The sequence below is a fragment of the Haloprofundus salinisoli genome (genome assembly GCF_020097815.1).
Classification (GTDB): domain Archaea; phylum Halobacteriota; class Halobacteria; order Halobacteriales; family Haloferacaceae; genus Haloprofundus; species Haloprofundus salinisoli.
This window is the reverse complement of sequence record NZ_CP083663.1, coordinates 933,196-955,231: the sequence shown is the minus strand read 5'-3', so window position 1 is coordinate 955,231 and position 22,036 is coordinate 933,196. Positions and strand designations below refer to the sequence as shown.

20 protein-coding genes and 3 tRNA genes are annotated in these 22,036 nt (G+C 65.5%); 13 read left to right on the top strand and 10 right to left on the bottom strand.

Annotated features, from left to right (window positions below):
- Positions 1-37: 37 nt before the first annotated feature.
- Positions 38-778 (top strand): creatininase family protein, encoded by a 741-nt coding sequence (locus tag LAQ73_RS05040; RefSeq protein ID WP_224270152.1) that lies wholly within the window; start codon positions 38-40, stop codon positions 776-778.
- On the opposite strand, the gene LAQ73_RS05035 is transcribed toward LAQ73_RS05040, so the two are convergent.
- Together LAQ73_RS05035 and LAQ73_RS05030 are read right to left on the bottom strand one after the other, a co-directional pair.
- Entirely contained in the window at positions 779-1,249 is a 471-nt protein-coding gene (locus tag LAQ73_RS05035; protein WP_224270151.1) for a DUF5790 family protein, read from the bottom strand. It lies immediately after the preceding gene.
- A gap of 142 nt (positions 1,250-1,391) precedes the next feature.
- Positions 1,392-1,733 carry a dihydroneopterin aldolase family protein gene (locus tag LAQ73_RS05030; RefSeq protein ID WP_224270150.1) on the bottom strand — a complete coding sequence of 114 codons (342 nt, stop codon included), beginning with the start codon at positions 1,731-1,733 and terminating at the stop codon, positions 1,392-1,394.
- Positions 1,734-1,862: 129 nt separating this feature from the next.
- On the opposite strand from LAQ73_RS05030, the gene azf reads away from it, so the two are divergent.
- On the top strand, positions 1,863-2,624 hold the full coding sequence (gene azf / locus LAQ73_RS05025) for an NAD-dependent glucose-6-phosphate dehydrogenase Azf (RefSeq protein ID WP_224270149.1): 762 nt from the start codon (positions 1,863-1,865) through the stop codon (positions 2,622-2,624).
- 151 nt (positions 2,625-2,775) lie between these two features.
- The gene (locus LAQ73_RS05020) at positions 2,776-3,741 is read left to right on the top strand and encodes a TIGR03557 family F420-dependent LLM class oxidoreductase (RefSeq protein ID WP_345778402.1); all 966 of its coding nucleotides are present in this window, start codon (positions 2,776-2,778) and stop codon (positions 3,739-3,741) included.
- A 45-nt stretch (positions 3,742-3,786) separates the two neighbouring features.
- Here LAQ73_RS05020 and LAQ73_RS05015 read toward each other — a convergent pair whose 3' ends face one another.
- Positions 3,787-4,098 (bottom strand): DUF7553 family protein, encoded by a 312-nt coding sequence (locus LAQ73_RS05015; RefSeq protein ID WP_224270147.1) that lies wholly within the window; start codon positions 4,096-4,098, stop codon positions 3,787-3,789.
- Between the two features lie 67 nt (positions 4,099-4,165).
- Between LAQ73_RS05015 and LAQ73_RS05010 the strand changes: the two genes are divergently transcribed.
- Positions 4,166-5,161 carry a hypothetical protein gene (locus LAQ73_RS05010; RefSeq protein ID WP_224270146.1) on the top strand — a complete coding sequence of 332 codons (996 nt, stop codon included), beginning with the start codon at positions 4,166-4,168 and terminating at the stop codon, positions 5,159-5,161.
- Between the two features lie 14 nt (positions 5,162-5,175).
- Here the strand turns inward: LAQ73_RS05010 and LAQ73_RS05005 are convergent, their stop codons facing one another.
- Entirely contained in the window at positions 5,176-5,796 is a 621-nt protein-coding gene (locus LAQ73_RS05005; RefSeq protein ID WP_224270145.1) for a DUF309 domain-containing protein, read from the bottom strand.
- A 327-nt stretch (positions 5,797-6,123) separates the two neighbouring features.
- Here LAQ73_RS05005 and LAQ73_RS05000 point away from each other — a divergent pair, with 327 nt between their 5' ends.
- A complete protein-coding gene (locus tag LAQ73_RS05000; RefSeq protein WP_224270144.1) occupies positions 6,124-7,122 on the top strand; it encodes a hypothetical protein in 999 nt (332 codons plus the stop codon).
- A gap of 978 nt (positions 7,123-8,100) precedes the next feature.
- On the opposite strand, the gene LAQ73_RS04995 is transcribed toward LAQ73_RS05000, so the two are convergent.
- Positions 8,101-8,173 (bottom strand) — tRNA-Arg (locus tag LAQ73_RS04995).
- Between the two features lie 633 nt (positions 8,174-8,806).
- Between LAQ73_RS04995 and LAQ73_RS04990 the strand changes: the two genes are divergently transcribed.
- From LAQ73_RS04990 to LAQ73_RS04975, 4 genes are all read left to right on the top strand, one after another.
- A complete protein-coding gene (locus tag LAQ73_RS04990) occupies positions 8,807-9,352 on the top strand; it encodes a hypothetical protein (RefSeq protein WP_224270143.1) in 546 nt (181 codons plus the stop codon).
- 244 nt (positions 9,353-9,596) lie between these two features.
- Positions 9,597-11,057, top strand: coding sequence for a single-stranded DNA binding protein (locus tag LAQ73_RS04985; protein WP_224270142.1), 1,461 nt, complete (start codon positions 9,597-9,599; stop codon positions 11,055-11,057).
- A gap of 146 nt (positions 11,058-11,203) precedes the next feature.
- Positions 11,204-11,635, top strand: coding sequence for a histone (locus LAQ73_RS17685; protein WP_224270141.1), 432 nt, complete (start codon positions 11,204-11,206; stop codon positions 11,633-11,635).
- Between the two features lie 2 nt (positions 11,636-11,637).
- Positions 11,638-12,651: a histone deacetylase family protein gene (locus LAQ73_RS04975; RefSeq protein ID WP_224270140.1), complete on the top strand. Its 1,014-nt coding sequence runs from the start codon at positions 11,638-11,640 to the stop codon at positions 12,649-12,651.
- 29 nt (positions 12,652-12,680) lie between these two features.
- On the opposite strand, the gene cca is transcribed toward LAQ73_RS04975, so the two are convergent.
- Positions 12,681-14,033 carry a CCA tRNA nucleotidyltransferase gene (gene cca, locus LAQ73_RS04970; RefSeq protein WP_224270139.1) on the bottom strand — a complete coding sequence of 451 codons (1,353 nt, stop codon included), beginning with the start codon at positions 14,031-14,033 and terminating at the stop codon, positions 12,681-12,683.
- Between the two features lie 144 nt (positions 14,034-14,177).
- Between cca and LAQ73_RS04965 the strand changes: the two genes are divergently transcribed.
- From LAQ73_RS04965 to LAQ73_RS04955, 3 genes are all read left to right on the top strand, one after another.
- Positions 14,178-14,250 (top strand) — tRNA-Asn (locus tag LAQ73_RS04965).
- A 122-nt stretch (positions 14,251-14,372) separates the two neighbouring features.
- Positions 14,373-14,447 (top strand) — tRNA-Ile (locus LAQ73_RS04960).
- A gap of 127 nt (positions 14,448-14,574) precedes the next feature.
- The gene (locus LAQ73_RS04955) at positions 14,575-15,924 is read left to right on the top strand and encodes an FAD-dependent oxidoreductase (protein WP_224270138.1); all 1,350 of its coding nucleotides are present in this window, start codon (positions 14,575-14,577) and stop codon (positions 15,922-15,924) included.
- A 62-nt stretch (positions 15,925-15,986) separates the two neighbouring features.
- On the opposite strand, the gene LAQ73_RS04950 is transcribed toward LAQ73_RS04955, so the two are convergent.
- Positions 15,987-16,598 carry a DUF6663 family protein gene (locus LAQ73_RS04950; protein WP_224270137.1) on the bottom strand — a complete coding sequence of 204 codons (612 nt, stop codon included), beginning with the start codon at positions 16,596-16,598 and terminating at the stop codon, positions 15,987-15,989.
- A gap of 151 nt (positions 16,599-16,749) precedes the next feature.
- On the opposite strand from LAQ73_RS04950, the gene LAQ73_RS04945 reads away from it, so the two are divergent.
- Positions 16,750-17,874 carry an ATP-binding protein gene (locus LAQ73_RS04945; RefSeq protein ID WP_224270136.1) on the top strand — a complete coding sequence of 375 codons (1,125 nt, stop codon included), beginning with the start codon at positions 16,750-16,752 and terminating at the stop codon, positions 17,872-17,874.
- Positions 17,875-17,899: 25 nt separating this feature from the next.
- Here the strand turns inward: LAQ73_RS04945 and arcD are convergent, their stop codons facing one another.
- The 3 genes from arcD to kdgK1 all read right to left on the bottom strand — a co-directional run bounded on the left by arcD (position 17,900) and on the right by kdgK1 (position 21,924).
- Positions 17,900-19,378 carry an arginine/ornithine antiporter ArcD gene (gene arcD, locus LAQ73_RS04940; RefSeq protein ID WP_224270135.1) on the bottom strand — a complete coding sequence of 493 codons (1,479 nt, stop codon included), beginning with the start codon at positions 19,376-19,378 and terminating at the stop codon, positions 17,900-17,902.
- A gap of 126 nt (positions 19,379-19,504) precedes the next feature.
- Complete coding sequence (locus LAQ73_RS04935; RefSeq protein WP_224270134.1) at positions 19,505-20,902, bottom strand: dihydrolipoyl dehydrogenase family protein; 1,398 nt, start codon at positions 20,900-20,902, stop codon at positions 19,505-19,507.
- Positions 20,903-20,970: 68 nt separating this feature from the next.
- Positions 20,971-21,924, bottom strand: coding sequence for a bifunctional 2-dehydro-3-deoxygluconokinase/2-dehydro-3-deoxygalactonokinase (kdgK1, locus tag LAQ73_RS04930; RefSeq protein WP_224270133.1), 954 nt, complete (start codon positions 21,922-21,924; stop codon positions 20,971-20,973).
- Positions 21,925-22,036: the final 112 nt, after the last annotated feature.

Sequence of the window (22,036 nt, the reverse complement as noted above, 5' to 3'; positions counted from 1 at the left end):
CCCCGAGATACAAGCCCTCGGAGCGAGTGCGGTCGGTATGCATCTCACCGACGCCACCTGGACCGACGTCCGCGACTTCGACACCGACCTCGCGCTCTTACCGGTCGGCAGCACCGAACAACACGGTCCGCACGCGCCGCTCGGAACCGATTTTCTCACGGCCGAAGCGGTCGCCGCGGCGGGTGCCGACGCCGCCGACCGAGACGTCGTCGTCGCGCCCGCGATCCCCGTCGGCGTCGCCGAAGAACACCGGCAGTTCCCGGGGACGCTCTGGGTCTCCGGGGAGACGTTCCGCTCGTACGTCCGCGAGACGGTCCAGAGCCTCGCGCACCACGGTTTCGACCGCGTCGTCGTCGTCAACGGACACGGCGGCAACGTCGGCGCACTCCGGGAGGTAACCGCGAGAATCAGTCGCCGCGACGACGCCTACGCCGTCCCGTTCACCTGGTTCGAGGCCGTCGGCGAGCACGCGACGCGGATGGGCCACGGCGGCCCGCTGGAGACGGGGCTGCTCAGACACGTCGCACCGGAGACGGTACGCGAAGACCGGATGGAGGAGGCGAAAGCAGGTGCGGCGGACCGATGGGGCGAGTGGATCGCGAGCGTCAACCTCGCGCACGACTCGGCGGAGTTTACGGAGAACGGCGTCGTCGGTGACCCGAGCGACGGTGACGCGGCACTGGGTGAGGAACTGCTCGACGCGGCGGCAGCAGCGCTGGCGCGAGTGCTCGATGCGGTCGCCGAGCGCGACGTGGCGCGGCCGGACCGGCGGTCGTAGCTACTCTTCGTCGTCTTCGTCTTCCTCCGCTTCGGCCTCGGACTCCTCGTCTTCGTCCTCGTCGTCCGTCGCTTCTGTTTCTTCGTGGGCTTCGTCCAACGCGCCGCGAAGCTGCGGAATCGTGCTGGCGAGTTCGCCGACGTTCGCGTGGGCCTCGGTTATCTGCTCGAGCAGTTCTTCGACCTCCTCGATGGCGTCCGCGAGGTCCTCGGCGTCCTCGAAGGCGTCGGCGCGTTCGCCGATGGTGTACCACTTCTTGGCCTGTCGGAGGTGGTCCTCGGCGTCGCCGGTGTCGAGCGCCGAGCGCAGACCGTTGAGCACACCGAGAACGTTGTCGGCCTCCGTCTCCCAGATGTCGTCGCCCTCGGGGAGCGTCTCGCGCGCCGCCGAGAGGTGTGCTTCGACGTCTTCGCGCATCTCCGCGGCCGCTTCGCCGAACAGCTCGTCGTCGCCCAGTTGCGATTGGCTCATACCGGCTTTTCGCCCCGACCCGTTTTAAACACACGCCCGAAAGTGAAAGTGAAATCGGGCGACTGTCGGGGTCTCGGGGCCAAATTCTGTGTCGGTCTGGAGACCACACGGAGCGGCCGGGAGCCGCGTCACCGGCGGCCGATCACTCTTCGACGCTGACCAGTTTCATCAGGGGATAGCCGTCCTCCATCTCCATGCGCGTGCGGACGCTGACCGCCTCGCACCGAATCTCCATCTCGACTTCCATGAGCGACCCCGTCAGTTCGGTGTACCCGTTCTCGTGGTCGATTGCGGCGTCGACGCGGTCGTCGAGGATCTCCACCGCAACCGTCTCGCAGTGCGGTTGGTTCTCGATGGCCTCCGCCATCGCAACTTCGAGACTCCGCGCGCTGTCGACGCTGACGGGCGTTCCGGCGAACTGGTGGTAGAGCGACCCGAACTTGATACCCGCCTCGAAGCACGCCTGCTGTGCGTCGGTGACCATGCGGAGTCGACTCGGTCGCTCGGTTAATCTCTATCGGGCAACCGTGCGCCGCCGTGTCTCCGCGGGCCGACCACCCCCACGGGGTCGAACCGTGCGTTACTTACCCTCCGTATTTCCATCTACTACCGAATGGACGACCCGGTTTTACTGACGGGCGCGGGCGGGCGCGTCGGGCAAGCCATTCTCGGTGGCATCGGCGAAGACCACGACTGGCGACTGCTCGACCGCGAACCGCTGGCAGACGAGAAACTCCCCCCAGGAACGACCCAAGACGACGTGTACGTCGCCGATATCACGGACCGCGAAGCGCTCGCCGCGGCCGTCGACGGTGTCGGCGCCATCATCCATCTCGCGGGCGACCCGCGTCCGGAGGCACCGTGGGACAGCGTGCTCCGAAACAACATCGACGGGACGCAGTCGCTGTTCGAGGTCGCGGTCGAAGCCGACGTCGACAAGGTCGCGTTCGCCTCCTCGAACCACGCGGTGAGCGCCTTCGAGACCGAGCGCCGGACGCCGGACATCTACCGCCCCGAGAGCGAGTTCCTCCTCGACGGGTCCGAACTCCCCCGACCCGGAAATCTCTACGGCGTGAGCAAAGCCGCCGGCGAGACGCTCGGTCGCTACTACTACGACCAGACCGACCTCTCGGTCGTCTGCGTCCGTATCGGCAACCTGACCCGCGATCACCCGCCGATAGATTACGAGCGCGGACAGGCGATGTGGCTCTCGTACCGCGACTGCGCGCACCTGTTCGACTGCTGTATCCGCGCCGACTACGGCTACGAGATCGTCTACGGTATCAGCGACAACGACCGCAAGTACTACTCCATCGAGCGCACCCGAGAAGTGCTCGGCTACGACCCCCAGGACAACTCCGCCGAGTTCGAGTGACGCGCCTCGCCCGTCGTCGGGTCGCCCGCTTCGTTCTTCGAGCGACCCCAACACTCATCACGACGAACTACGCTTAAGCGTCCGCTCGTTGGCCTCCCCGCTGTATGACATCGAAGCGTACGCGACACCGGCGAGACCGACGGAGGGTGCGATGACGGAGTTCGGCTACACGTTGTCGAGCGAAGAGCACACGCCGAACGACCTCGTCGAGTACGCGCGGGAGGCCGAAGAACGGGGCTACGACTTCGTCTCTATCTCGGACCACTACCACCCGTGGGTGAGCGAGCAGGGACACGCCCCGTTCGTCTGGTCGACACTCGGCGGCGTCGCTACCGCCACCGAGGAGATAGACGTCGTCGTCGGCGTCTCGTGTCCCATCATGCGGATACATCCGGCGGTGCTCGCGCAGGCGACGGCGACGACGGCGCAGATGCTCGGCGACCGGTTCGTCTGGGGCGTCGGTACCGGCGAGAACCTCAACGAACACATCCTGGGCGACCACTGGCCGCCGCACCAAGTGAGGTTGGAGATGCTCGAAGAGGCCGTCGAAGTCGTCCGAAAGCTCTGGGACGGCGGGCAGACGAGCCACTACGGCGAGCACTACACCGTCGAGAACGCGCGACTGTTCACGCTCCCCGAGGAGACGCCGCCTATCGCCGTCTCCGCCTACGGCGAACGCGCGGCGACGGCCGCCGCCGACTTCGGCGACGGCTTCTGGTGCGTCGGCCCGCAGGAGGAACCGCTGGAGATATTCGAAGCAAACGGCGGCGAGGGGCCGAAGTTCGCGCAGATGACCGTCTGCTACGCCGAGGACGAGGACGAGGCGGTCGAGACGGCTTACGAACAGTGGCCGAACTCGCTCGTGCCGGGCGAACTCGCCGCGATACTCCCGACGCCGACGCACTTCGAGCAGGCGTCGCAGGCCGTCTCGAAAGAGGACGTGCGCGAGGCCGAGAGCCTCATCACGGACCCGGATCCGGAGACGCACATCGAGAGTATCGAGCAGTTCATCGACGCGGGCTACGACCACGTCTACGTCCACCAGGTCGGCGACGACCAGGAGTCGTTCTTCGAGTTCTACGAGAACGAGGTGTGGCCGTCGTTCGACTTCGACTAAGCCGGTTTCGACCCCGTCGAGCTTCCGGCGGTTCGCTCTCCGCCCTCACTGCTCTCCGTCGGTCGGAACTCCCTGCTCCTGACGGTACTGGTCGAGGTAGTCACGAGCGGTCTCCAGTCGCTCCTGTATCCAGTGGTCGTCGTCGAACTCGTTCGCCAATCCAACGATCTTCTCCTCGACCTGCTCGACGCGGTCCTCCTTCGGCGGGCCGTCAGCCTCGACTTTATCGCCGCCGCCGAGCTCCATCAACCCCTCGTCGAGCGAGAGCAGCTGTTCGCGCGTCTCTCCGTCGGCGCGGTCGCTCGCCCGGCGAATCTCCGCTCGCGCGTCCTCGATCGGTTCGTCTGAGTGTTCCATACCGACTGTCCAGTCTACACACCGAAAGGTGTGGAGCCTCAATAGGCAAGCCGTGGTATCTCTCGATATGGTCACCACAAAACTCACCGACCTCGACCGGTCCGTTCTGGCGCGATTGCGCGGCAAACAGCTCACGGCCGCGGAGTTGGCCGAGCGATTAACCGCCGACGTCGACGCCGACACCGTCTCCGAACGACTGGTTCGCATGGCGGACAACGACCTCGTGCGGACACTCCGCGGCGACGAGGAGAGACGCGATGACGACGGCGAGAATAGGCGCGAGGACGACCACAACGGCGAGGGCGGCCGTAGCGGCGGCCGATACGCGCTCACCGAGAGCGGCCGTCGAGCGCTGCAATCGCCCAACACGGCGGCCGCCGACGAGGCGATCGACCTCCCGCCGAACGTCCGGGAGTCGCTTGCGAACTCGTCGGTCGGCGTCGACTGCGCCGAGACGGTCAAACACGCGTTCACGTTTCTCCGAGAGTGGGGGGCGGCGACGGTGCCGGAACTGAAGGCGGGCGTGTACCCGGAGACGTCGACCGGTTACCGCGACGCCGACGAGTGGTGGGACGACTGCGCGCGCGAGGTGCTCGCGGAGCTGCCCCGCATCGAACCCGGCGACGAGACGGAGCCGTTCTGGCGGTACGTCGGCGATTCCACCGCCGACGGTACGGTCGCCGACGACACCGACAGAGACGGACGTGCGGTGCTCAGAGACCGAGACGACGGTCCGCGGTACGCGAACCTCACGCACGTGCTGGTGAATCGGGGCGTGACGAGCGGACAACGGCTCGCCGCGGCGGCAGCGTTCGACGTGCTCCGTAAGCGGGGTGAGGCGACGACCGAGGAACTCGTCGCCGTTGCGACGGAGGCGGTTGCGGAGATTTCCGACGAGACGGGTACAGACGACCCGGATGCTGACGACTCGGATACCGACGCCCGACCCGACGACCGGTGGTTCCGAGACGAGCTCCCGGAGCTACTCGCCGATGTTCCCCTGGTCGACCGCCTCGACGACGACCGGTGGCGACTACCGTCGGACGGCCTGGATGCTCAGTAGTTCGACGCCCGTGGCTACTCGAACAGTCCTTCGACGTCGCGCCGCTTCTGCTCGCGGCGTTCGAGGTGGTCGCAGAGCCGTCGGTAGACGACCGGTCGCTGGGCGTCGCTCCCGAGTGCGAAGTCCATCACGAGCGCGATGTAGCGCGTCTGATATCCCTCGTCGCGTTCCTCGCGGGCCGCGTCGATACCCGCATCGACGCGACCCTCGTCGAACCCGTCGTCGTGTTCGGCGCGGACGCGAGCGACGACGGTTGCCGGCTCGAAATCCAGGTCGTCGAGCGAGAGCGCGTCGCCGTCGTAGGTGAGCCGCACGGGCCGCCGTCGTTCGATTCGCTCGGGGTCGGCCGCGAGCCGCGCGAGTTCCGTCCGAACGGCGTCGAGGTTCACGCCTCGATAGTCGGCGGGGAGTCCTGCGAGATACTCACCGGCGCTCTCGGCGAGTCGTCTCGCGCCGCTCCAGTTGCGACGTCGGGTGTGGTAGACGACGGCGGTGTACTGGATGAGTCCGTGGAGTAGCCGTTCGTCATCCTCCCCGTCGTCGGCGTCGAGCCACCGCTTCTCCCACGCGTCGTGGGCGTCGTGGTACTCGCCCGTGTTGTAGATGGCTACTCCCGCCCGGAGCGCGTCCTCCATACCGGACGAGTCGGTCGCTCCGGGTAAAACGATGGCGTAGAGGAGTCGGCGCTGGCGGACCCGTCACGACCTATTGAGACGGCGTACAGTATCCGTTCTATGACTCCCACACAGAAAATCAAGTGATTGAGACGTACAGTGTTTAGCCGGAGAGTTTCGGTAGCCGGTGTCGTTTATATTTCGACGAGATACCCAGGTATCGACTACTATTCGGAAGCGGACACTTCCATTTTTCAACCACTATTTTTGTAGCGACACTTTTTGCTCCGCGAACAGAAGCGGAACACTATATAGCCGATTTCGGTAGCGTTTGACGGAGCGCGTTTCGTGCAAGATACTGATAACTCCACTACATCTGAGAAAAGGGCTATTTCACTGCAGTCGAACGGCGACCACTCCCGCTCGACCGGTCGACGACCGGTTCTCCGCGGCGTCGGCGCGACGCTCGCGGCGGCGACCGGTCTCGGAACCACCGGGGTCGCGGCTGCGGACGACGATACCGAAGCCGAGGAAGAAAGCGACGCCGACTCCGGCGACTACGAGACCGTCCACGTCGACGCCGGCGACACGTACGACGTGAACGTCGGGAGCGGTGAGACACTCGAAAACGTTCTCTACGACATCTCTGCGGACGGTGCCGCGCTCGACATCAGCGCCAGCGGTGCTGATTGGACGATTCGGAACGTCGGCATCGAGGGCGAACACGAGGACTCCTCCAAAGGGAACCTCTTCATGTTCGAGGTGACCGACGACGACGGCACCGGTCTGGTCGAGAACGTCTACGCGGCGGAGGGCAGCTACGAGACCGACTTCGCCTTCGTACGCAAAGCCCACGAGGGCGAACTGACCATCCGGAACGTCTACCTCGAAGGGTGGCAGGAAGGCATCTACGGCAGCGCCCCCGGCATCGACGACGGCGGCGGCGACGGTCCCGTCCACATCGAGAACTGTTACGCGAAGAACAACGGCGTCGCGAACTACCGTCTCGGCAGCGACGGTTCGTCCGTCCGAGACTCCGTCGCCCACGTCGACGAGCGGACGTCCTACTCCGGCTACTCGCGCGGCGTCTGGGTTCGCAACGGCGGCGACGTCGAGGCCTCCGGGATGAACATCCTCATCGACTACGAGAACGCCGCCTGGGGCGTCGCCGAGAACGACAGCATCGAGACCGGCGGCGTCATCCGACTCGCCGATTCATCGGTCGAGTCGCGCGCCGGCCGCGGCGACATCGACGGCACCGTCGAGACGAACGACGTCGACGACGACGCGGACGTGGACGTCCCCGACGGCGTCCCGCAGAGCGCCGAGGAAGCCGCGAGCCGGTAAGCTCCGACTCGTCTGCGTTCGACCAGTCGGTCACTGGTCTCACAGCGAACTTGACCGCATTTTTTGCTCAGTCGGATCCGGTAGCGACGCCTGCCCAGATCCCCTCGTCCACAGAATCCGTGTTGAGAGACGGCGAGCGGACTACGCGGCAAGAGAGCACACAGCAAGAGGAGTACGCAGCAAGACGACTGGCGACCGCGGGACGTCAAAAAGTGTGCACGGTGGCCGACACGTTACCGTTCACTCGACTCAAGCCAGAGCCACGCTGCTGAGCTCGGTCGAACCACATCGCTCGCACTCGATTCGACGTATGTCCGACTCCCTCCGGACGAAATCGACGTAACAGACGTCGCATCGGTACCGAAAACGCGGCATCGTCGGTTCCCGTTCGAACGTGGTTTTGAGTTTGCTGAGTAAGTTAATGGTCGACGCCTCCCACCGTCTGATGGCTCGTCGATTGATTAATTCTTTTTCGACCTACGGATGACTCTCTACGCCACCGTAGCGTCGTGAACTCGATTGTGTCGGGGGTGAAGCCGCAGTTTGGCCGTACTGTCTCGTACGAAACAGTATGTGAGTTGTCCCCGAGATTCAACAGAGTTCTCGCTGTGTTCGTGGCGTCTCCGAGACGTGAGATTGGTTCCGCACTGACCGGATAGATAGATGACTCTCCGTGATTTGCTTCGTGAGAACGCTGCATCCTGACGGAGTTCCACGCGAGCGGATGCGAACGTGGAACTCGTCAGGTCGCGAACGAAGTGAACGTCCTGACGGAGATTTGAACTCACCGAGACGGTCACTCCCTGCGGTCGCACTGCGTCTCGCCTGCTCGAATCTCCGTGAAGTCGCATAACCGCTCACTCGAACGAGCGACACGAGCGTCGCTCGTTCGTTAGTTCGCGGAAAATGTAGCGTCCTGACGGAGTTCCGCGCGAGCGGATGCGAACGTGGAACTCGTCAGGTTGTGAACGAAGTGAACGTCCTGACGGAGATTTGAACTCCGGTCCCTGGCTCCGCAAGCCAAGAGGATAGTCCACTACCCTATCAGGACTCAATTACGGATACTCCCGACCCACATAAGTCGCTTCCGATTCAAGGACGCCGAACGGTACGGTATCGCGGCACATTCGGCAGACGGCGTATAGTAGTCTCGACGAGTCCTTGTTCACGACTCCGACACTCACACATCGAAATCGAAGTGTTCTGGTTCTATCTGCTCTCCCCCGTTCACGGTACCGCCTCGGAATCTCGAACTTCGCGTTAGTCCGGCTCTGAGGATCTATCGACCCCGCCGTTTACCGTTCACTCTTCGTTTTCTCTTGCTCCCGAGGTTGGTCAGTGACACTCCGTACTGTTCTAGGACACAGATTCCAACACATCGAAAGGAGACACAGACCGATACGTCGACGTTCACCCCTTTGGGCGCACGGCTCGATGAACGACCCCGCACGGACTCCAGCCCAGTACCGACTGCTGGAGGTAATCGAACGACGAGAAATCTAGTCGCTTTCGACCGAAGAAATACGTAGAAAACGGTGTGTGTCCGTAGCAACGCCGCGTTCGACGGTCACTCCGGCAGAAAACGGCGAGGATATCAGCTACGACCACCCTCGGTCACTACATCACACAAAGAGAATTTTGACCGTTGCAAAGGAATATGAAAAGAGGTCCCGTTGGCAACGCTATGAATCGACGAACGCTGCTCGCACGAACGGCCGCACTCGCCGCAGTCGGCGTCGCCGGGTGTACCACTGACGGAACGACCGACGATACCGGCAACGGCGGTGACAACAGTACGGGGAACGGTGGTACCGACGATACTGACGACGAGACCACCGACGACGGGTCGACTGATGACGGGTCGGACGGAGAGACGACGGAACTCGTCGACCAGACGTTCGAACGCACGGGCGACTGCGAACACGCGGGGTCGGCGACGGTCACACGCGACGGTCAGACCGCCGTCGTCGAAGGCTGCATCCGAGGGAGAAACGGCTGCGCGGTCGCCGTGCTCGACGACGTGCAGTACGACGCTGCCGAAGACCGTCTCGCCGTCGTCGTGGCGACCGAGATCGACCAGGACGACGACGAAGTCTGTTCGCAGGCGCTCGTCAGTCGCGGCTACAGAGTCCGCGCTGAGTTCGACGGCGGCACGCCCGGTACCGTCGACGTCGTCCACGACGGGGTCGACGGTCGGACCACCGTGACCACCTCGAACACGACTCAGTAGTCTCGAAAATCCGTTCCATTTTGAGCGAGCGTTCCGACGACCGTCTGTTCCGAGCGTTTTTCTCCGATGACGGCACCACTCTCGGCTATGAGATTTCCCCGTGTCGCCCCGAAAACCGACAGACTGCGACGCCCTACCACAGCAAGGACAACGCTTAAGCGCGGGCCTTCCCTGCTTCGCTACACGATTATGGGTGTCGCAGATTCTACGGATTGGGAACACCGACCGCAGGGGTGGTCGTGAGATGGGCGCGATAGAAGAGGTGTACGAAGGCCTCGAAACCGACGTCGAGTTCGAGGAGTTCGAAGCCGCCGTCAACGAGAAGGTCGAGCAGATGGGCGGCCTCGCCGACGAAGAGACGGCGGCGATGCTCATCGCCCACGAACTCCGCGACGAGGAGGTAAACGGCATCGCGGACGTCGCACCCGGGATGGACGAGGTGAAGTTCATCGCCAAAGTCGTCAGCGTCGGCGACCTCCGGACGTTCGAGCGCGACGGCGAGGACGAAGACGGGCGCGTCGTCAACGTCGAAGTCGCCGACGAGACGGGCCGAATCCGCGTCTCCTTCTGGGACGAGATAGCCGAGTCCATCGCCGGCGGCGAACTCGAAGTCGGCCAGGTGCTCCGCATCAAGGGTCGTCCGAAAGACGGCTACAACGGCGTCGAGGTGAACGTCGACCAGGCGGAACCGGACCCAGACGCCGAAGTCGACGTCCAGATTCTCGACAGCTACCGCGTCGAGGACATCTCGCTCGGCCTCTCGGACGTGAATCTCAAGGGCCAAGTGCTCGACGGCGGCACGGTCCGCACGTTCTCGCGCGACGACGGGTCGGAGGGCCGCGTCTCGAACCTCGCGCTCGGCGACCCGACCGGGCGCATCCGCGTCACGCTCTGGGACGATAAGGCCGACCTCGCCGAGGAGTTCGACGCCGGCGAGAGCGTCGAAGTCGTCGACGGGTACGTCCGCGAGCGCGACGGCAACCTCGAACTCCACGTCGGCTCTCGGGGTGCGGTCGAGCGCCTCGACGAGACCGTCCAGTACGTCCCCGAGACGACCGACATCGGCTCGCTCGAAATCGGCCAGACGGTCGATATCGCAGGCGGCGTCATCGAGGCCGACCCCAAGCGGACGTTCGAGCGCAAGGACGGCTCCGAGGGACAGGTCAGAAACATCCGCGTGAAGGACGACACCGGCGACGTGCGCGTCGCGCTCTGGGGCGAGAAAGCCGACGCCGACGTCGAACTCGCCGACCACGTCGTCCTCGCGGACGTAGAGATAAAAGACGGCTGGCAGGAGGATATCGAAGCGTCTGCGGGTTGGCGCTCGACGGTGACCGTTCAGAAGGACGCGCCCGCCGCCGGGAACGCTGCGGGTGACGGCTCGGATTCGAGCGCGAACGCGGGCGGTCTCGCCGCGTTCGGCGACGACTCGGGCGGCGACTCCACCGACGATGCGGGCGGGTCTACCGGTTCTACCTCCAACGGCACCGCCGCAGCGACTGCAGTGGAGGCCGACAGCGCGGGCGCCGACGGCGAGACAGTCGAGTTCACCGGCACCGTCGTGCAGGCGGGCGACCCGGTCATCCTCGACAACGGCACCGAGACGCGCAGCGTCGACACCGGCGCGAAGCTCCGCCTCGGCGAGACGGTCACCGTCCGCGGGACGCTCTCTGGCGACCGCATCGACGCCGACGAAGTGCTCTGAGCGCCGTCGACTCGCTTCGTACGAACTGCCGTCGGTCGTCTACGAACGTAGCGTCCGAGAGCGCACGCTATCTCGGCCCGGTACACGGGTCGCAGACGCCGTCGCCAACGCAAAGCATTATACACCACAGCGACTGGTATCAGGGTATGAGTGTCGAGTTACCGTTCGCCCCCGTCGATACGCTCATCCGACGGAACGCGGGCGAACTCCGAGTCAGCGCCGACGCGGCCGAAGAACTCGCACGTCGCATCCAGATCCACGGCGCGCGACTCGCCGAGGACGCCGCCGAGCGCGCGACGGCGGACGGTCGAAAGACACTGATGGCCGATGATTTCGGCGTCGAACAGGTCGTCAGTCGGGACGCGCTCGAACTCCCCATCGCCCCCGTCGACCGCATCGCGCGGCTCAACATCGACGACCAGTACCGCGTCTCGATGGAGGCGCGCATCGCGCTCGGCGACATCCTCGAAGATTACGCGAACAACGTCGCAAGCGCGGCCACCAAACTCGCCCACCACGCCGACCGGCGCACCGTCCAGGCCGAAGACATCGAGACGTACTTCTCCCTCTTCGAGTAGCGATGAAGTTCGGCTACAACGAGACGTGTCTCGACCACGATACCGGCCCGCGCCACCCCGAGGCGGCCGACCGTCTCAGAGCAATCCGCGAAGGACTGAAGAAACGCCACAGCGTCGAGTACGTCGACGCCGACCCCGCCACCGAGGAGATGGTCGCCGCCGTCCACGACCCGGCGTACGTCGAGGAGGTCAAGGAGTTCTGCGCCAGCGGCGGCGGCAACTGGGACCCCGACACCGTCGCCTGCGAAGGAACGTGGGACGCCGCGCTCGCCAGCGCCGGCCTCGCGCAGTGGGCCGCGAGCGCGGCGCTCGACGGCAACGGCGGGCGCGACACCCCGTTCTCGCTCGGCCGTCCGCCCGGCCACCACGCCGTCGTCGACGACGCGATGGGGTTCTGTTTCTTCAACAACGCCGCCGTCGCCGCCCAGACGGCCCTCGACGAGGGCACCGCCGAACGCGTCGCCATCTTCGACTGGGACGTTCACCACGGTAACGGCACGCAGGACATCTTCTACGAGCGCGGCGACGTGCTCTACGCTTCGATTCACGAGAACGGCCTCTACCCCGGGACGGGCGAACTCGACGAGACCGGCGAGGGCGACGGCGAACTGACGACGTTCAACGTGCCGCTCTCCGCCGGCGGCGGCGACGCCGACTACCTGTACGTCGTCGAGTCGGGGCTCGGTCCCGTCTTCGATTCGTTCGACCCCGACCTGCTCGTCGTCAGCGCCGGCTTCGACGCCCACCGCTACGACCCCATCTCGCGGATGCGCGTCTCCACCGAGGGGTACGCGCTCCTCACCGACGCCGTCCGGACGCTCGCCGACGACAACGACGCCGCGCTCGCGTTCGTCCTCGAGGGCGGCTACGGACTCGACACGCTCTCGGAGGGCGTCGCCACCGTCCACGAGACGTTCGACGGCCGCCGACCGATTGACCCCGAGGAAGAGCCCGACGAGGAGACGATAGAACTCGTCGACGACCTGCTCGACAGCTACGGTCTCGATTCGGCGTAACTCGGTTTCGAGGCCTCGATTCGACGTCCCTACGGCTTCGGCTCGAAGTAGTTGCGAAGCTCGTCGCCGAACGCCTCGGCCAGCGTCGCCACCTCGCCGCCGACGAGTACCTCGTACCGCTCTTCCAGTGCTGACTCGACCTGCGCGCCCAACGCTACGTCGAACAGCGCGTCGCTCGTCAGCAGCGCCTCGGGCGTCGTGAACTCGCGGTCGCGCTCGACGGCGTAGCGGTCGCCGTCGATAAAAGGACCGTACACGTCGTCCGCACTCTCGTACTTCTCGAAGAACCCCGCCGCGTGCTGTCGCACCGCGACCGGCGGGCCGTCGTGGCGCGAAATCGTCGACCGCTCGGCGACCGAGCACTCGACGAACAGCACCGCCCGGTCGTCCGCCATCGCCGCCGCCCGCAGCGGTTCGAAGCCGCGGCGGTCGAGTTCGGAGACGACGCCCGACAGCGACTTCTCTAACTGCGGGTAGAGTTGGTCCTCGACGAGCCCCGGGGCTTGGAAGACGACGGCGACGGGGTGGGCTCCGCGTCGTTCGAGGTGTTCGCGGACGTCGGCCGCCGAGAACGGTTCCTCGTCCGGCGGGAAGAACAGGTCCTCGCGCGGCTCGGAGAGCAGGTCACGGGCGTAGTGCTGGAGTCGGGCGACGTTCGACGCAGAGAGGACGGCGGCGACGTTCCGCTCGGGGTCCGTCGGGTCGATGACGACGAGCGTGTCGTCGAACGTCGCCCGGCCGTGGTCCTCCGGGTCGAACTCGACGGGTGGGTGCCAGTCGGCGGCGGCGCGGAGGAGCGGTTCGAAGCCGCCGTGTTCCAGCACGAGGAGTTCCGAGAGGTAGCCCGAGAACCCTTTCGTTCGGAGGTCGCTGCCGTACGCGCCGATTCCTTTGAGGAAGCGTTTGAACACGCGGACGTCGGCGCGGGCGTCGTCGTCCAATCGGGCGTCGAGGTAGGCGTTGTGGAAGGGAGTCCGGTCGACCGCCGACTGGATATCGGTCGCCTCGGGCACGTCGTAACAGGGGACGAGGTCCACGTCGAACCCCTCGAAATCGCCTTTGACGTACGGATGTTCGGCGTACTCCTCGTGACCGCCGGGGAGGACGGCGCGACCGACTTCCAACCCGTAACGTTCGAGGTCCTCGCGCGGGAGGTCCGGCGGGAAGCGGACGAACAGGTCGATGTCGCGGTCGCCCGAGAGCCACGTCCCGCGGGCGGTGCTGCCGACCTGGACGGCGTCGGCGTCGACGGGCAGGTCGGCGACGGTGGCCTCGACGCGGTCGCGGAGGGCGGCGACGGCCGCCGCGAGGGCGGCGCGTTCGTCGGCGTCGGGGTCGATGCGCTCGCGGACGGCCGCGACGACGCTGTCGAGGTCGGTCATGGCTCGGCGTTCGGACGGTTCCGGCGAAAGCGTGTCGGTGCGCGGGCGCCGCGTAGGGCCGCCGACGCGTGTGCGACCGACAGACGCAGTCGGGGGAAAACGAAAGCCCTATCAAATCAACCCGAATACGAAGAGGTGCAGCAAGCCGTCGTAGCTCAGTTGGTAGAGCACCTCGCTGTTAACGAGGTGGTCCCAGGTTCGAGTCCTGGCGACGGCGTCGCTTTCTCTCGAACGTCGCTTCGACGAGCGACGCTTCTTCCGACCCCACTACTCGTCCGGCCCCGGAACCACAGCGTCGATAGATAACGCTAAAGGGAAGCCCAATAGTACGACGAACGAGGGCCCTTAGCTCAGTCTGGTTAGAGCGCTCGGCTCATAACCGAGTGGTCGTTGGTTCAAATCCGGCAGGGCCCATACCCCGTTCTCATCCGCCGAGCGGCGCTCCGAACCATCGCCCCGACGGCGAGAAATTCACGGATGAAAAGTGAGTTAACCACCCGGAGACGACGTACCGATACGAGACCGAGTACCACAGCTAACTATGCCTGAGAACTACGATCTGATCATCGTCGGCGGCGGAATCAGCGGGGCGTCGTTGCTCTATGCGGTGTCGAACTTCACCGACATCGAGAGCGTCGCGTTGTTCGAGAAAGAAGACGAGATCGCGGCGGTCAACTCCCACCACACGAACAACTCCCAGACGCTTCACTTCGGAGATATAGAGACGAACTACACCCTCGAAAAGGCCGAGGAGGTCAAAGAGGGCGCGGAGTTGCTGGCGGGGTATCTCGAAAACGTCGACCCCGACCGGGAGATGCACAGCAAGCGGAGCAAGATGGTGCTGGCAGTCGGCGACGAGGAGACTCGGAAGCTGGAGACCCGATACGAGGACGAGGGGTTCGGCGAGCTGTTTCCGAAACTCCGCGCCATCGAGCGCGACGAGATCGAGAACCTCGAACCGAAAGTCGTCGAGGGCAGAGACCCCGACGAGCGACTGTTGGCGCTGCAGACGCCCGACGGCTACGTCGTCGACTACGGCGAGACCTCGGAGTCGTTCGTCCGGCGGGCCGACCGCGACGGCGTCGACGTCTACACCGAAACGAAGGTGACGAGTCTCGTCGACCGCGGCACCGATTTCAGCGTCGAGACCGACGCCGGCCGGTTCCGTTCGGACGCCGTCGTCGTCGCCGCAGGCTCTCACAGCCTCCAGATCGCCAAGGAGATGGGCTACGGCGAGAACATGTCGCTTTTGCCCGTCGCGGGCAGTTTCTTCCTCGCCAACGACATGCTGAACGGGAAGGTGTACACGCTGCAGATGAAGAAGCTCCCGTTCGCGGCGGTCCACGGCGACGCCGACGTCCACGACGACTCCATCACGCGGTTCGGCCCGACGGCGAAGCTCGTCCCGACGCTTGAGCGAGGCCGCATCTCGACGGTCGGTGACTTCTTCGACGTCTTCGGACTGAACGTCGACTCCTTCCTGAGTTACGCCAACATCCTCTCGGACCGCATCCTCCTCCCGTACGTGCTCCGGAACCTGGTGTACGACCTCCCGGAAGCCGGTAAACGGGCGTTTTTGCCGAACGTGCAGAAAGTCGTCCCGACGGCCGAACTCGACGACATCGAACGCGCGAAGGGCTACGGCGGCGTCCGCCCCCAGATCGTCGACACCGACGCGAAGGCGCTCGACATGGGCGAGGCCACGATAAGCGGCGACAACATCATCTTCAACATCACGCCGTCGCCCGGCGCGTCGACCTGTCTGATGAACGCGATGGACGACACCAAGCGCGTCGTGGAGTTCCTCGGCGACGACTACGAGTTCGACGAGGAGGGGTTCCGCGCGGAGACGATCGACCACTTCCCGAGACTCGAGACAGCAGAGACGTAACGACGCTCCGTTCCCGGCTCCCCGTTCTCGAAGCCGCTACTGGCGCGGACCGCTCACCACTGCTACTGGCGCGAACAGTCGTACGTGTCTCGAACCGTGTTCGCCAGCATCCCCTCCTTCTCGAAGACGATGTAGACGACGACGAACTGTCCGTCGGCGGGGCGCATCACGAACACCTCGCGCGGACCATCGCCTCGTTCGTCGTTCACGCGTTCGAGGAGCGGCTCCAGCGGGAGGACACCGCTGTTGAACTCGTCGAACAGATCCCGCGCCCCCGGTTGTTCGGCGAACACGTAGAGCGCGCCGTTGGGCCGACCGTCGGTGTCGCGCGTCACGCGAGAGTTCATCCCTTCGCCGGCGGCGACGGCTTCGTTCCAGGTCTCGCGGGCCGCCTCGAACAGTCCGGTCACGCCGTCGACGAACTCGAGACGGCTCCGGCGTTCGACGGTGACCGCCTCGAACGCGGGCGTCCCGTCGTCGTCCCACGCCAGCGTCGCCTCCACGACGTATCCCGGTCGAAGCGCCGAGACATCGGCGGCGAGGTCACCCTCGTAGCCGTCGACTCGGACGTACGTCGGGTCGAACGAGTCGTCGTCCAGTTCGACTAAGAGCAGTTCGTCGGGGTCGCGCGGGCGTCCGAACACCCGGTATCGGCCGCGCGTCGTCAACTCCATACCCATCGATTCTGCTCTCGGTGGCATAAGGTGGACGATGTTCGGAGTCGACGCCTCCGTGAGGGTGTCGCGCCACATAGTGACGTGACGCTACGATAATAACGTTTATTGCTGTTTGACTAACTCACTCATGTATCATCTCTCACTCCCTATGAAATCTATCGAACGCACTCTGGGTTATCTCACGATTTTCGGGCTTGCGGTCGCCACAGCGACGGCGTACGTGCTCCACGGTCTTCGAGCAACCAACTCGGTGGCGGCGTTCATCTTCGGCGCGTTCATCCCCTTCTGCGTCGCACTCATCTTGTTTCTCTGTGGGATCTGGCTCACCCGTCAGGAACTCGACGACGCGAACGTCGCCAAAATCGGGTTCTGGTGCGTCACCGGCGTCGTCGTCACCTGCGGCATCGTCGCGCTGATGATGCTGTATCAGCTCTCCGAAGGGGTCGTCCTGAGCAACTGGGTGGTCGTGTTCGTCGGCGGGATGACGAGCGGGGCGCTCGTCGGCTTTCTGGTCGGCGTCTACGACGTTCGGCGACGAGCGACCGAACACCGCTTAGCGACGGAGCAGGAGCGCACGGTCAGACTCAACCAGCGACTGCGCGTGCTCAATCGGGTGCTCCGCCACGACGTTCGAAACCGCTCGAACGTCATCCTCGGCTACGCTAACCTCCTGACCGAAGACGACGGTGACCTCGAAGCGCACGCCGAGATCATCGAGCGGACGGCGCTCGACCTCGTCTCCCTCGGCGACAACGCCCGGCGAATCGAGCAGCTGCTCTCGGACGCCGAGCAGACGGTCGTCGACCTCGAAGCGCTCGTCGACCGGGAGGTCGAGACGATTCGCGGCGAGTATCCGGACGCGCGCGTCGAAACCGACTACGCCGACTACGGCGAGCGGGGCTCCGTCCGGGCGAACCAACTGCTCGGCGTCGCGGTGAACAACCTGCTGGAGAACGCTATCGTCCACAACCCCGCCGAAGAACCGCTCGTTCACGTCTCGCTCGGCCTGCACGAAGACGACCGCGTCGAGTTCCGCGTCGTCGACGACGGGCCCGGGATTCCGCACGACGAGCAGTCGGTGTTTCGGTCGGGACAGGAGACGCAACTCGTTCACGCCAGCGGTATCGGCCTCTGGCTCGTCAACTGGATCATCGATGACTCCGACGGCACCATCGATTTCGAGGAACAGCGGCCGCACGGAACGGCCGTTCGCGTCTCGCTGCCGGTCGTCGACGAACCCGATGCCGACGCACCGAAACTCGTTCGGCGGTGACCGCGAAGTCGGGGTTTGTCGCCGGTCAGTCGTCGCCGATGGAGTCGACCGCCCCGCGGATGCCGGCGGTCGTCTCCTCGTTCTGGTAGGTGATACGCCAGCCGGTGATACCCATGAACAGGAGAATCAACGGTGAGATGAGGCCGAGGAAGTAGTACGGCGCGTATTCGAGCGTCGGGACGCCGAGGACGCCCGCCATGTAGACGCCGCCCGCGTTCCACGGGATGAGCGCGCTCGTCGTCGTTCCGGCGGCCTCGATGGCGCGAGAGAGGTTGCGGCTGTCGAGGTTCTTCTCGTCGTAGATGCCGCGGAGGCTCATGCCGGGGACGACGATGGACATGTACTGTTCGGCGGCGAGGACGTTCATCCCGAACGCCGAGACGGCCGTCCCGGTCGTGATGCCTGCGACGCTGTGCAGACTTCTACTCAGGTGGTACGCCAAGACGGCCAGTACGCCCGTACGCTCCAGCAGGCCGCCGAGCGCCAGCGCCGCGACGACGATGGTGATGGTCCACGACGACCCGATGAGGCCGCCGGTTTCGAGCAGACTGTTGACCAGGTCGACGTTCGTTTCGGGTGCCGTTCCGTTCTGGGCGACGTCCCAGACGTGGATGAAGCCCTCGACGCTCAGTCGCCCCTGTGCGACCATGCTGGTGAACGCGCCGGCGAAGACGCCCGCCGTCAGCGACGGGAGCGCCGGATAGCCGTACAGCGCGAGCCCGAACGTCACCACGAGCGGCAGGAACACGACGGGGGTCACCGAGTACGCGCCGACGATGGCGCTCTGGATCTCGCCGACCCGCCCGGCGGGAATCGACCCCGTCGCCGAGAGGCCGAGATAGCCGTAGAGGAGGAGCGAGATGAGAAGCGCGATGCCCGTCCCGACGCGCATCGTCCGGATGTGCGTGTAGAGTTCGGTGTTCGTCACCGCCGACGCGAGGTTCGTCGTGTCCGAGAGCGGCGAGATCTTGTCGCCGGTGTACGCGCCGGTCAGCACCGCTCCGGCGGTCATCGGCGCGGGAACGCCGAGACCGGAGCCGATGCCGATGAACGCCACGCCGAGCGTCCCGGCGGTCGTCCACGACGACCCGACGGCGAAGGCGACGCCCGTCGCCAGAAGCGCAGTCACGGGGAGGAAGATATCCGGTGAGAGCAGTTCCAACCCGTAGTAGATGAGTCCCGGGATGGTCCCGGCGTCGGTCCAAGTGGCGATGAGCATGTAGATGACGAACAGGATGAGAATCGCCTGCATTCCCATCCGAAGGCCGTCGACGACGCCCTCGTACATCCGCTGCCAGGAGATGCCGTACCAGAACCGGCCCACGAGACCGGTGAGGACGATTCCCCACAGCAGGGGGATGTGCGCGTCGAGTTCGAGCCAGATTGCACCCACGCTCAGGAACAACAGCATGCCGACGACCGGGACGAGCGCCTGCCCCAGCGAGGGGCGCTCGTCCTCGGGAATGTCGTCGTACGCCAGCGGTTCGAACGACAGTGATGCCATATACTCGCTACATATGCGGCTGGCGCATTTGTAGTTGGCCATTCATGCGCGCTATGTATTGTCATCTCGAAAACACGTGACATCGACTCCCAGAGGTCTGTATAGGAGCAGTCGACAACTGGACGTTCAGCGGAGTTTCGACTTTGCCGCGCGGAGCAAGCCGTCGATGATTTCGGGCGTCGTCGGGTGGTACGCGCGGTCCGGAATCTCGTCGACGCGCATCTCCCGCTCGACGACGACCTGCATCGTCTTCGCCATCACGTCGGCGTGGTAGTGCAGTCCCTGATACCCGAGGACGGTACCGTCGTCGGCGTCGACAAGGAGTTTCCCCCGGCCCCGCGTCGCGTACTTCGTCTTGAACACGCCGTCGTCGCTGGCCTCCCGCGAGACGCTGACGTAGTTCAGACCGGCGTCCTCGGCCGACTGCTCGGAGTGGCCGACGCGGACGTACGGGTACACCGACGCCCCCGAGAAGATGACGTGGTGGTGGACGTTCTCGTACGGTTCGAGTTCCTCGCCCGCCGCGTGCGCCAGCACGTTGTCGGCGGCGAGGTGGCCCTGTTCCTTGGCGACGTGGAGGATGGGTTCGCGGCCGTTCGCGTCGCCGACGACGAACACCCGCTCGTCGTCGCGGCTCTGCATCGTCGCGTCGACCCACCCTTGCTCTGCCTTCAGCCCCGCCGCTTCGAGGTTCAGTCCGCCGACGTTCGGCCGCCGCCCGGTGAAGAGGAACAACTGGTCGGCCTCGACGAGCCCCTCGTCGCTGCCGCCGGTGAGGTACATTCTGACGCCGCCGTCGTCGGTCCGCTCGACGCGCCGTTCGTTCACGTTCGTCCGCACGTCGATGTCGAACTCCTCGCGGTAGAGCGCGAGCAGGTCGTCGCCGAACTCGTCGTCGGCCTCGTCCAGCGGTCGGTCGTCGTGCTCGACGACGGTGAGGTCGACGCCCGCCTCCGCGAGGTACGCGGCGAGCTCCACGCCGATGTAGCCGAAGCCCATCACGAGAGCCGAGTCGCCGAACTCGGTAGCGTCGAGCACGTCCGCGCTCGTGGAGTACGGCACCTCGTCCAACCCCGGCGTGTCGGGGACGTTCACCGTCGACCCGGTGGCGACGACGACGTAGTCGGGCGTCAGTTCACGGTCGCCGACGGCGAGCGTGCGCGCGCCGGTGAAGCGGGCGTTCTCGTCGAGAAACTCGACGTCGTCGCGCTCGGCCAACAGATGTACCGCACTCCGTCGGTGTTCGGCGAAGTTGCGGATGTGTGCGTCCTTCGTCGAGACGACGCGTTCGAGATCCATCTCCGGCAGGTCGCCGACGAGGCGTTCGTCGTGGCGGGCGTGGTAGCGATGTGCCGCCGCCGACAGTATCTCCTTCGAGGGCATACACCCCCGCAGAATGCACAGGCCGCCGCCGGGGTCGCCGCCGTCGACGAGCGTCAGTCGGTCGACTTCGTCCGCGTCGGCGAGGCGTTCGGCGGCCGCGACGCCAGCGCTCCCGTAGGCACCGAGAATGACGACGTGCATACCGGATAGACGGATGCGCGAAAATTAGTCGTTGCGCCCGGAAGTCGCCGTCGACGCGCCGGTCCGACCTACCGCGAGATGCCCGCGTCGTCCTCGCCGACGACGGCCTCGACCTCCTCGCGGGTGACCACCGCGATGTCGCCGTCGATGGTCCGCTTCAGCGCCGCCGTCGCGGCGGCGTACTCCAGTCCGGTCGCCACGCCCTCACCGTCGAGTCGCGCCGCGAGGAAGCCCCCGACGAAGGCGTCGCCCGTGCCGACGGCGTCGACGGTCTCCGCCTCGTAGACGGGTTGTTCGTACGTCTCGCCGTCGCGCAGCGCGAGCGCGCCCTCCTCGCCGCGGGTGAGGATGACCGTCTCGAAATCGTACTCGTCGACGAGTCCGCGAACGAGATCTTCGGGGCTGCCCTCGCGGCCGAGCACCTCGCGGGTGTCGCGCTCGGCGGCGACGAGTACGTCGACGGCGTCGAACAGCGCGCGATACCCTGCGGCCGCTTCTTCGTGGTTCCAGAGCTTCGAGCGGTAGTTCAGGTCGAACACCGTCGTCGCGCCGGCGTCGTTGGCCGCCTCCAACAGCGTCGACGTCGCTTCCGCCGCCGCCTCCGACAGCGCCGGGGTGATGCCGCTGGTGTAGAACATCTCGGCGTCGCGGACGCGGTCGAGCGGGAGTTCGTCGGCCGAGACGGTGGTGATGGCGGCATCGGCGCGGTCGTAGATGACATTCGTCGCCCGCGGCGCGCCGCCGTGTTCGATGTAGTAGGTACCCATCCGGGCGTCGTCGGTCCACGCGACGGGCGTCTCGACGCCGTGACTCTGCAGTTCGACGGTGACGCGCCGACCCAGCGGCGAGTCGGGGAGTTTCGAGAACCACGCCGACTCGAAGCCGAGGCGGGAGACGGCCGCGGCGACGTTGCTCTCTGCGCCGCCGATTCGGAGGTCGAGCTCGTCAGTCGTCTCCAGTCGCTCCCCCTGCGGTGGCGAGAGGCGAAGCATCGTCTCGCCGAACGTAACGAGGTCCGTCATGCTCGTCCGTTCTTGCGAGGGTCACATAAGTGCGGGGAGTTCCGGCGGATATGCCCGCCGACCCCGACTGGACGACGCGTCTTGGACCGCTACACGACGTATCTTGGACCGC

What these genes read in the sequence shown, in the direction of transcription:
- LAQ73_RS05030 (WP_224270150.1), bottom strand. Translation starts at nt 1,733, where the DNA reads ATGGTCACCGACGCACAGCAGGCGTGCTTCGAGGCGGGTATCAAGTTC.
- LAQ73_RS04935 (WP_224270134.1), bottom strand. Translation starts at nt 20,902, where the DNA reads ATGCACGTCGTCATTCTCGGTGCCTACGGGAGCGCTGGCGTCGCGGCC.
- LAQ73_RS04945 (WP_224270136.1), top strand. Translation starts at nt 16,750, where the DNA reads ATGAAATCTATCGAACGCACTCTGGGTTATCTCACGATTTTCGGGCTT.
- LAQ73_RS05005 (WP_224270145.1), bottom strand. Translation starts at nt 5,796, where the DNA reads ATGGAGGACGCGCTCCGGGCGGGAGTAGCCATCTACAACACGGGCGAG.
- LAQ73_RS04990 (WP_224270143.1), top strand. Translation starts at nt 8,807, where the DNA reads ATGAATCGACGAACGCTGCTCGCACGAACGGCCGCACTCGCCGCAGTC.
- LAQ73_RS05020 (WP_345778402.1), top strand. Translation starts at nt 2,776, where the DNA reads ATGACGGAGTTCGGCTACACGTTGTCGAGCGAAGAGCACACGCCGAAC.
- LAQ73_RS17685 (WP_224270141.1), top strand. Translation starts at nt 11,204, where the DNA reads ATGAGTGTCGAGTTACCGTTCGCCCCCGTCGATACGCTCATCCGACGG.
- LAQ73_RS04975 (WP_224270140.1), top strand. Translation starts at nt 11,638, where the DNA reads ATGAAGTTCGGCTACAACGAGACGTGTCTCGACCACGATACCGGCCCG.
- LAQ73_RS04955 (WP_224270138.1), top strand. Translation starts at nt 14,575, where the DNA reads ATGCCTGAGAACTACGATCTGATCATCGTCGGCGGCGGAATCAGCGGG.
- azf (WP_224270149.1), top strand. Translation starts at nt 1,863, where the DNA reads ATGGACGACCCGGTTTTACTGACGGGCGCGGGCGGGCGCGTCGGGCAA.
- arcD (WP_224270135.1), bottom strand. Translation starts at nt 19,378, where the DNA reads ATGGCATCACTGTCGTTCGAACCGCTGGCGTACGACGACATTCCCGAG.
- LAQ73_RS04950 (WP_224270137.1), bottom strand. Translation starts at nt 16,598, where the DNA reads ATGGAGTTGACGACGCGCGGCCGATACCGGGTGTTCGGACGCCCGCGC.
- LAQ73_RS05010 (WP_224270146.1), top strand. Translation starts at nt 4,166, where the DNA reads ATGGTCACCACAAAACTCACCGACCTCGACCGGTCCGTTCTGGCGCGA.
- cca (WP_224270139.1), bottom strand. Translation starts at nt 14,033, where the DNA reads ATGACCGACCTCGACAGCGTCGTCGCGGCCGTCCGCGAGCGCATCGAC.
- LAQ73_RS05035 (WP_224270151.1), bottom strand. Translation starts at nt 1,249, where the DNA reads ATGAGCCAATCGCAACTGGGCGACGACGAGCTGTTCGGCGAAGCGGCC.
- LAQ73_RS04985 (WP_224270142.1), top strand. Translation starts at nt 9,597, where the DNA reads ATGGGCGCGATAGAAGAGGTGTACGAAGGCCTCGAAACCGACGTCGAG.
- kdgK1 (WP_224270133.1), bottom strand. Translation starts at nt 21,924, where the DNA reads ATGACGGACCTCGTTACGTTCGGCGAGACGATGCTTCGCCTCTCGCCA.
- LAQ73_RS05040 (WP_224270152.1), top strand. Translation starts at nt 38, where the DNA reads ATGCATCTCACCGACGCCACCTGGACCGACGTCCGCGACTTCGACACC.
- LAQ73_RS05015 (WP_224270147.1), bottom strand. Translation starts at nt 4,098, where the DNA reads ATGGAACACTCAGACGAACCGATCGAGGACGCGCGAGCGGAGATTCGC.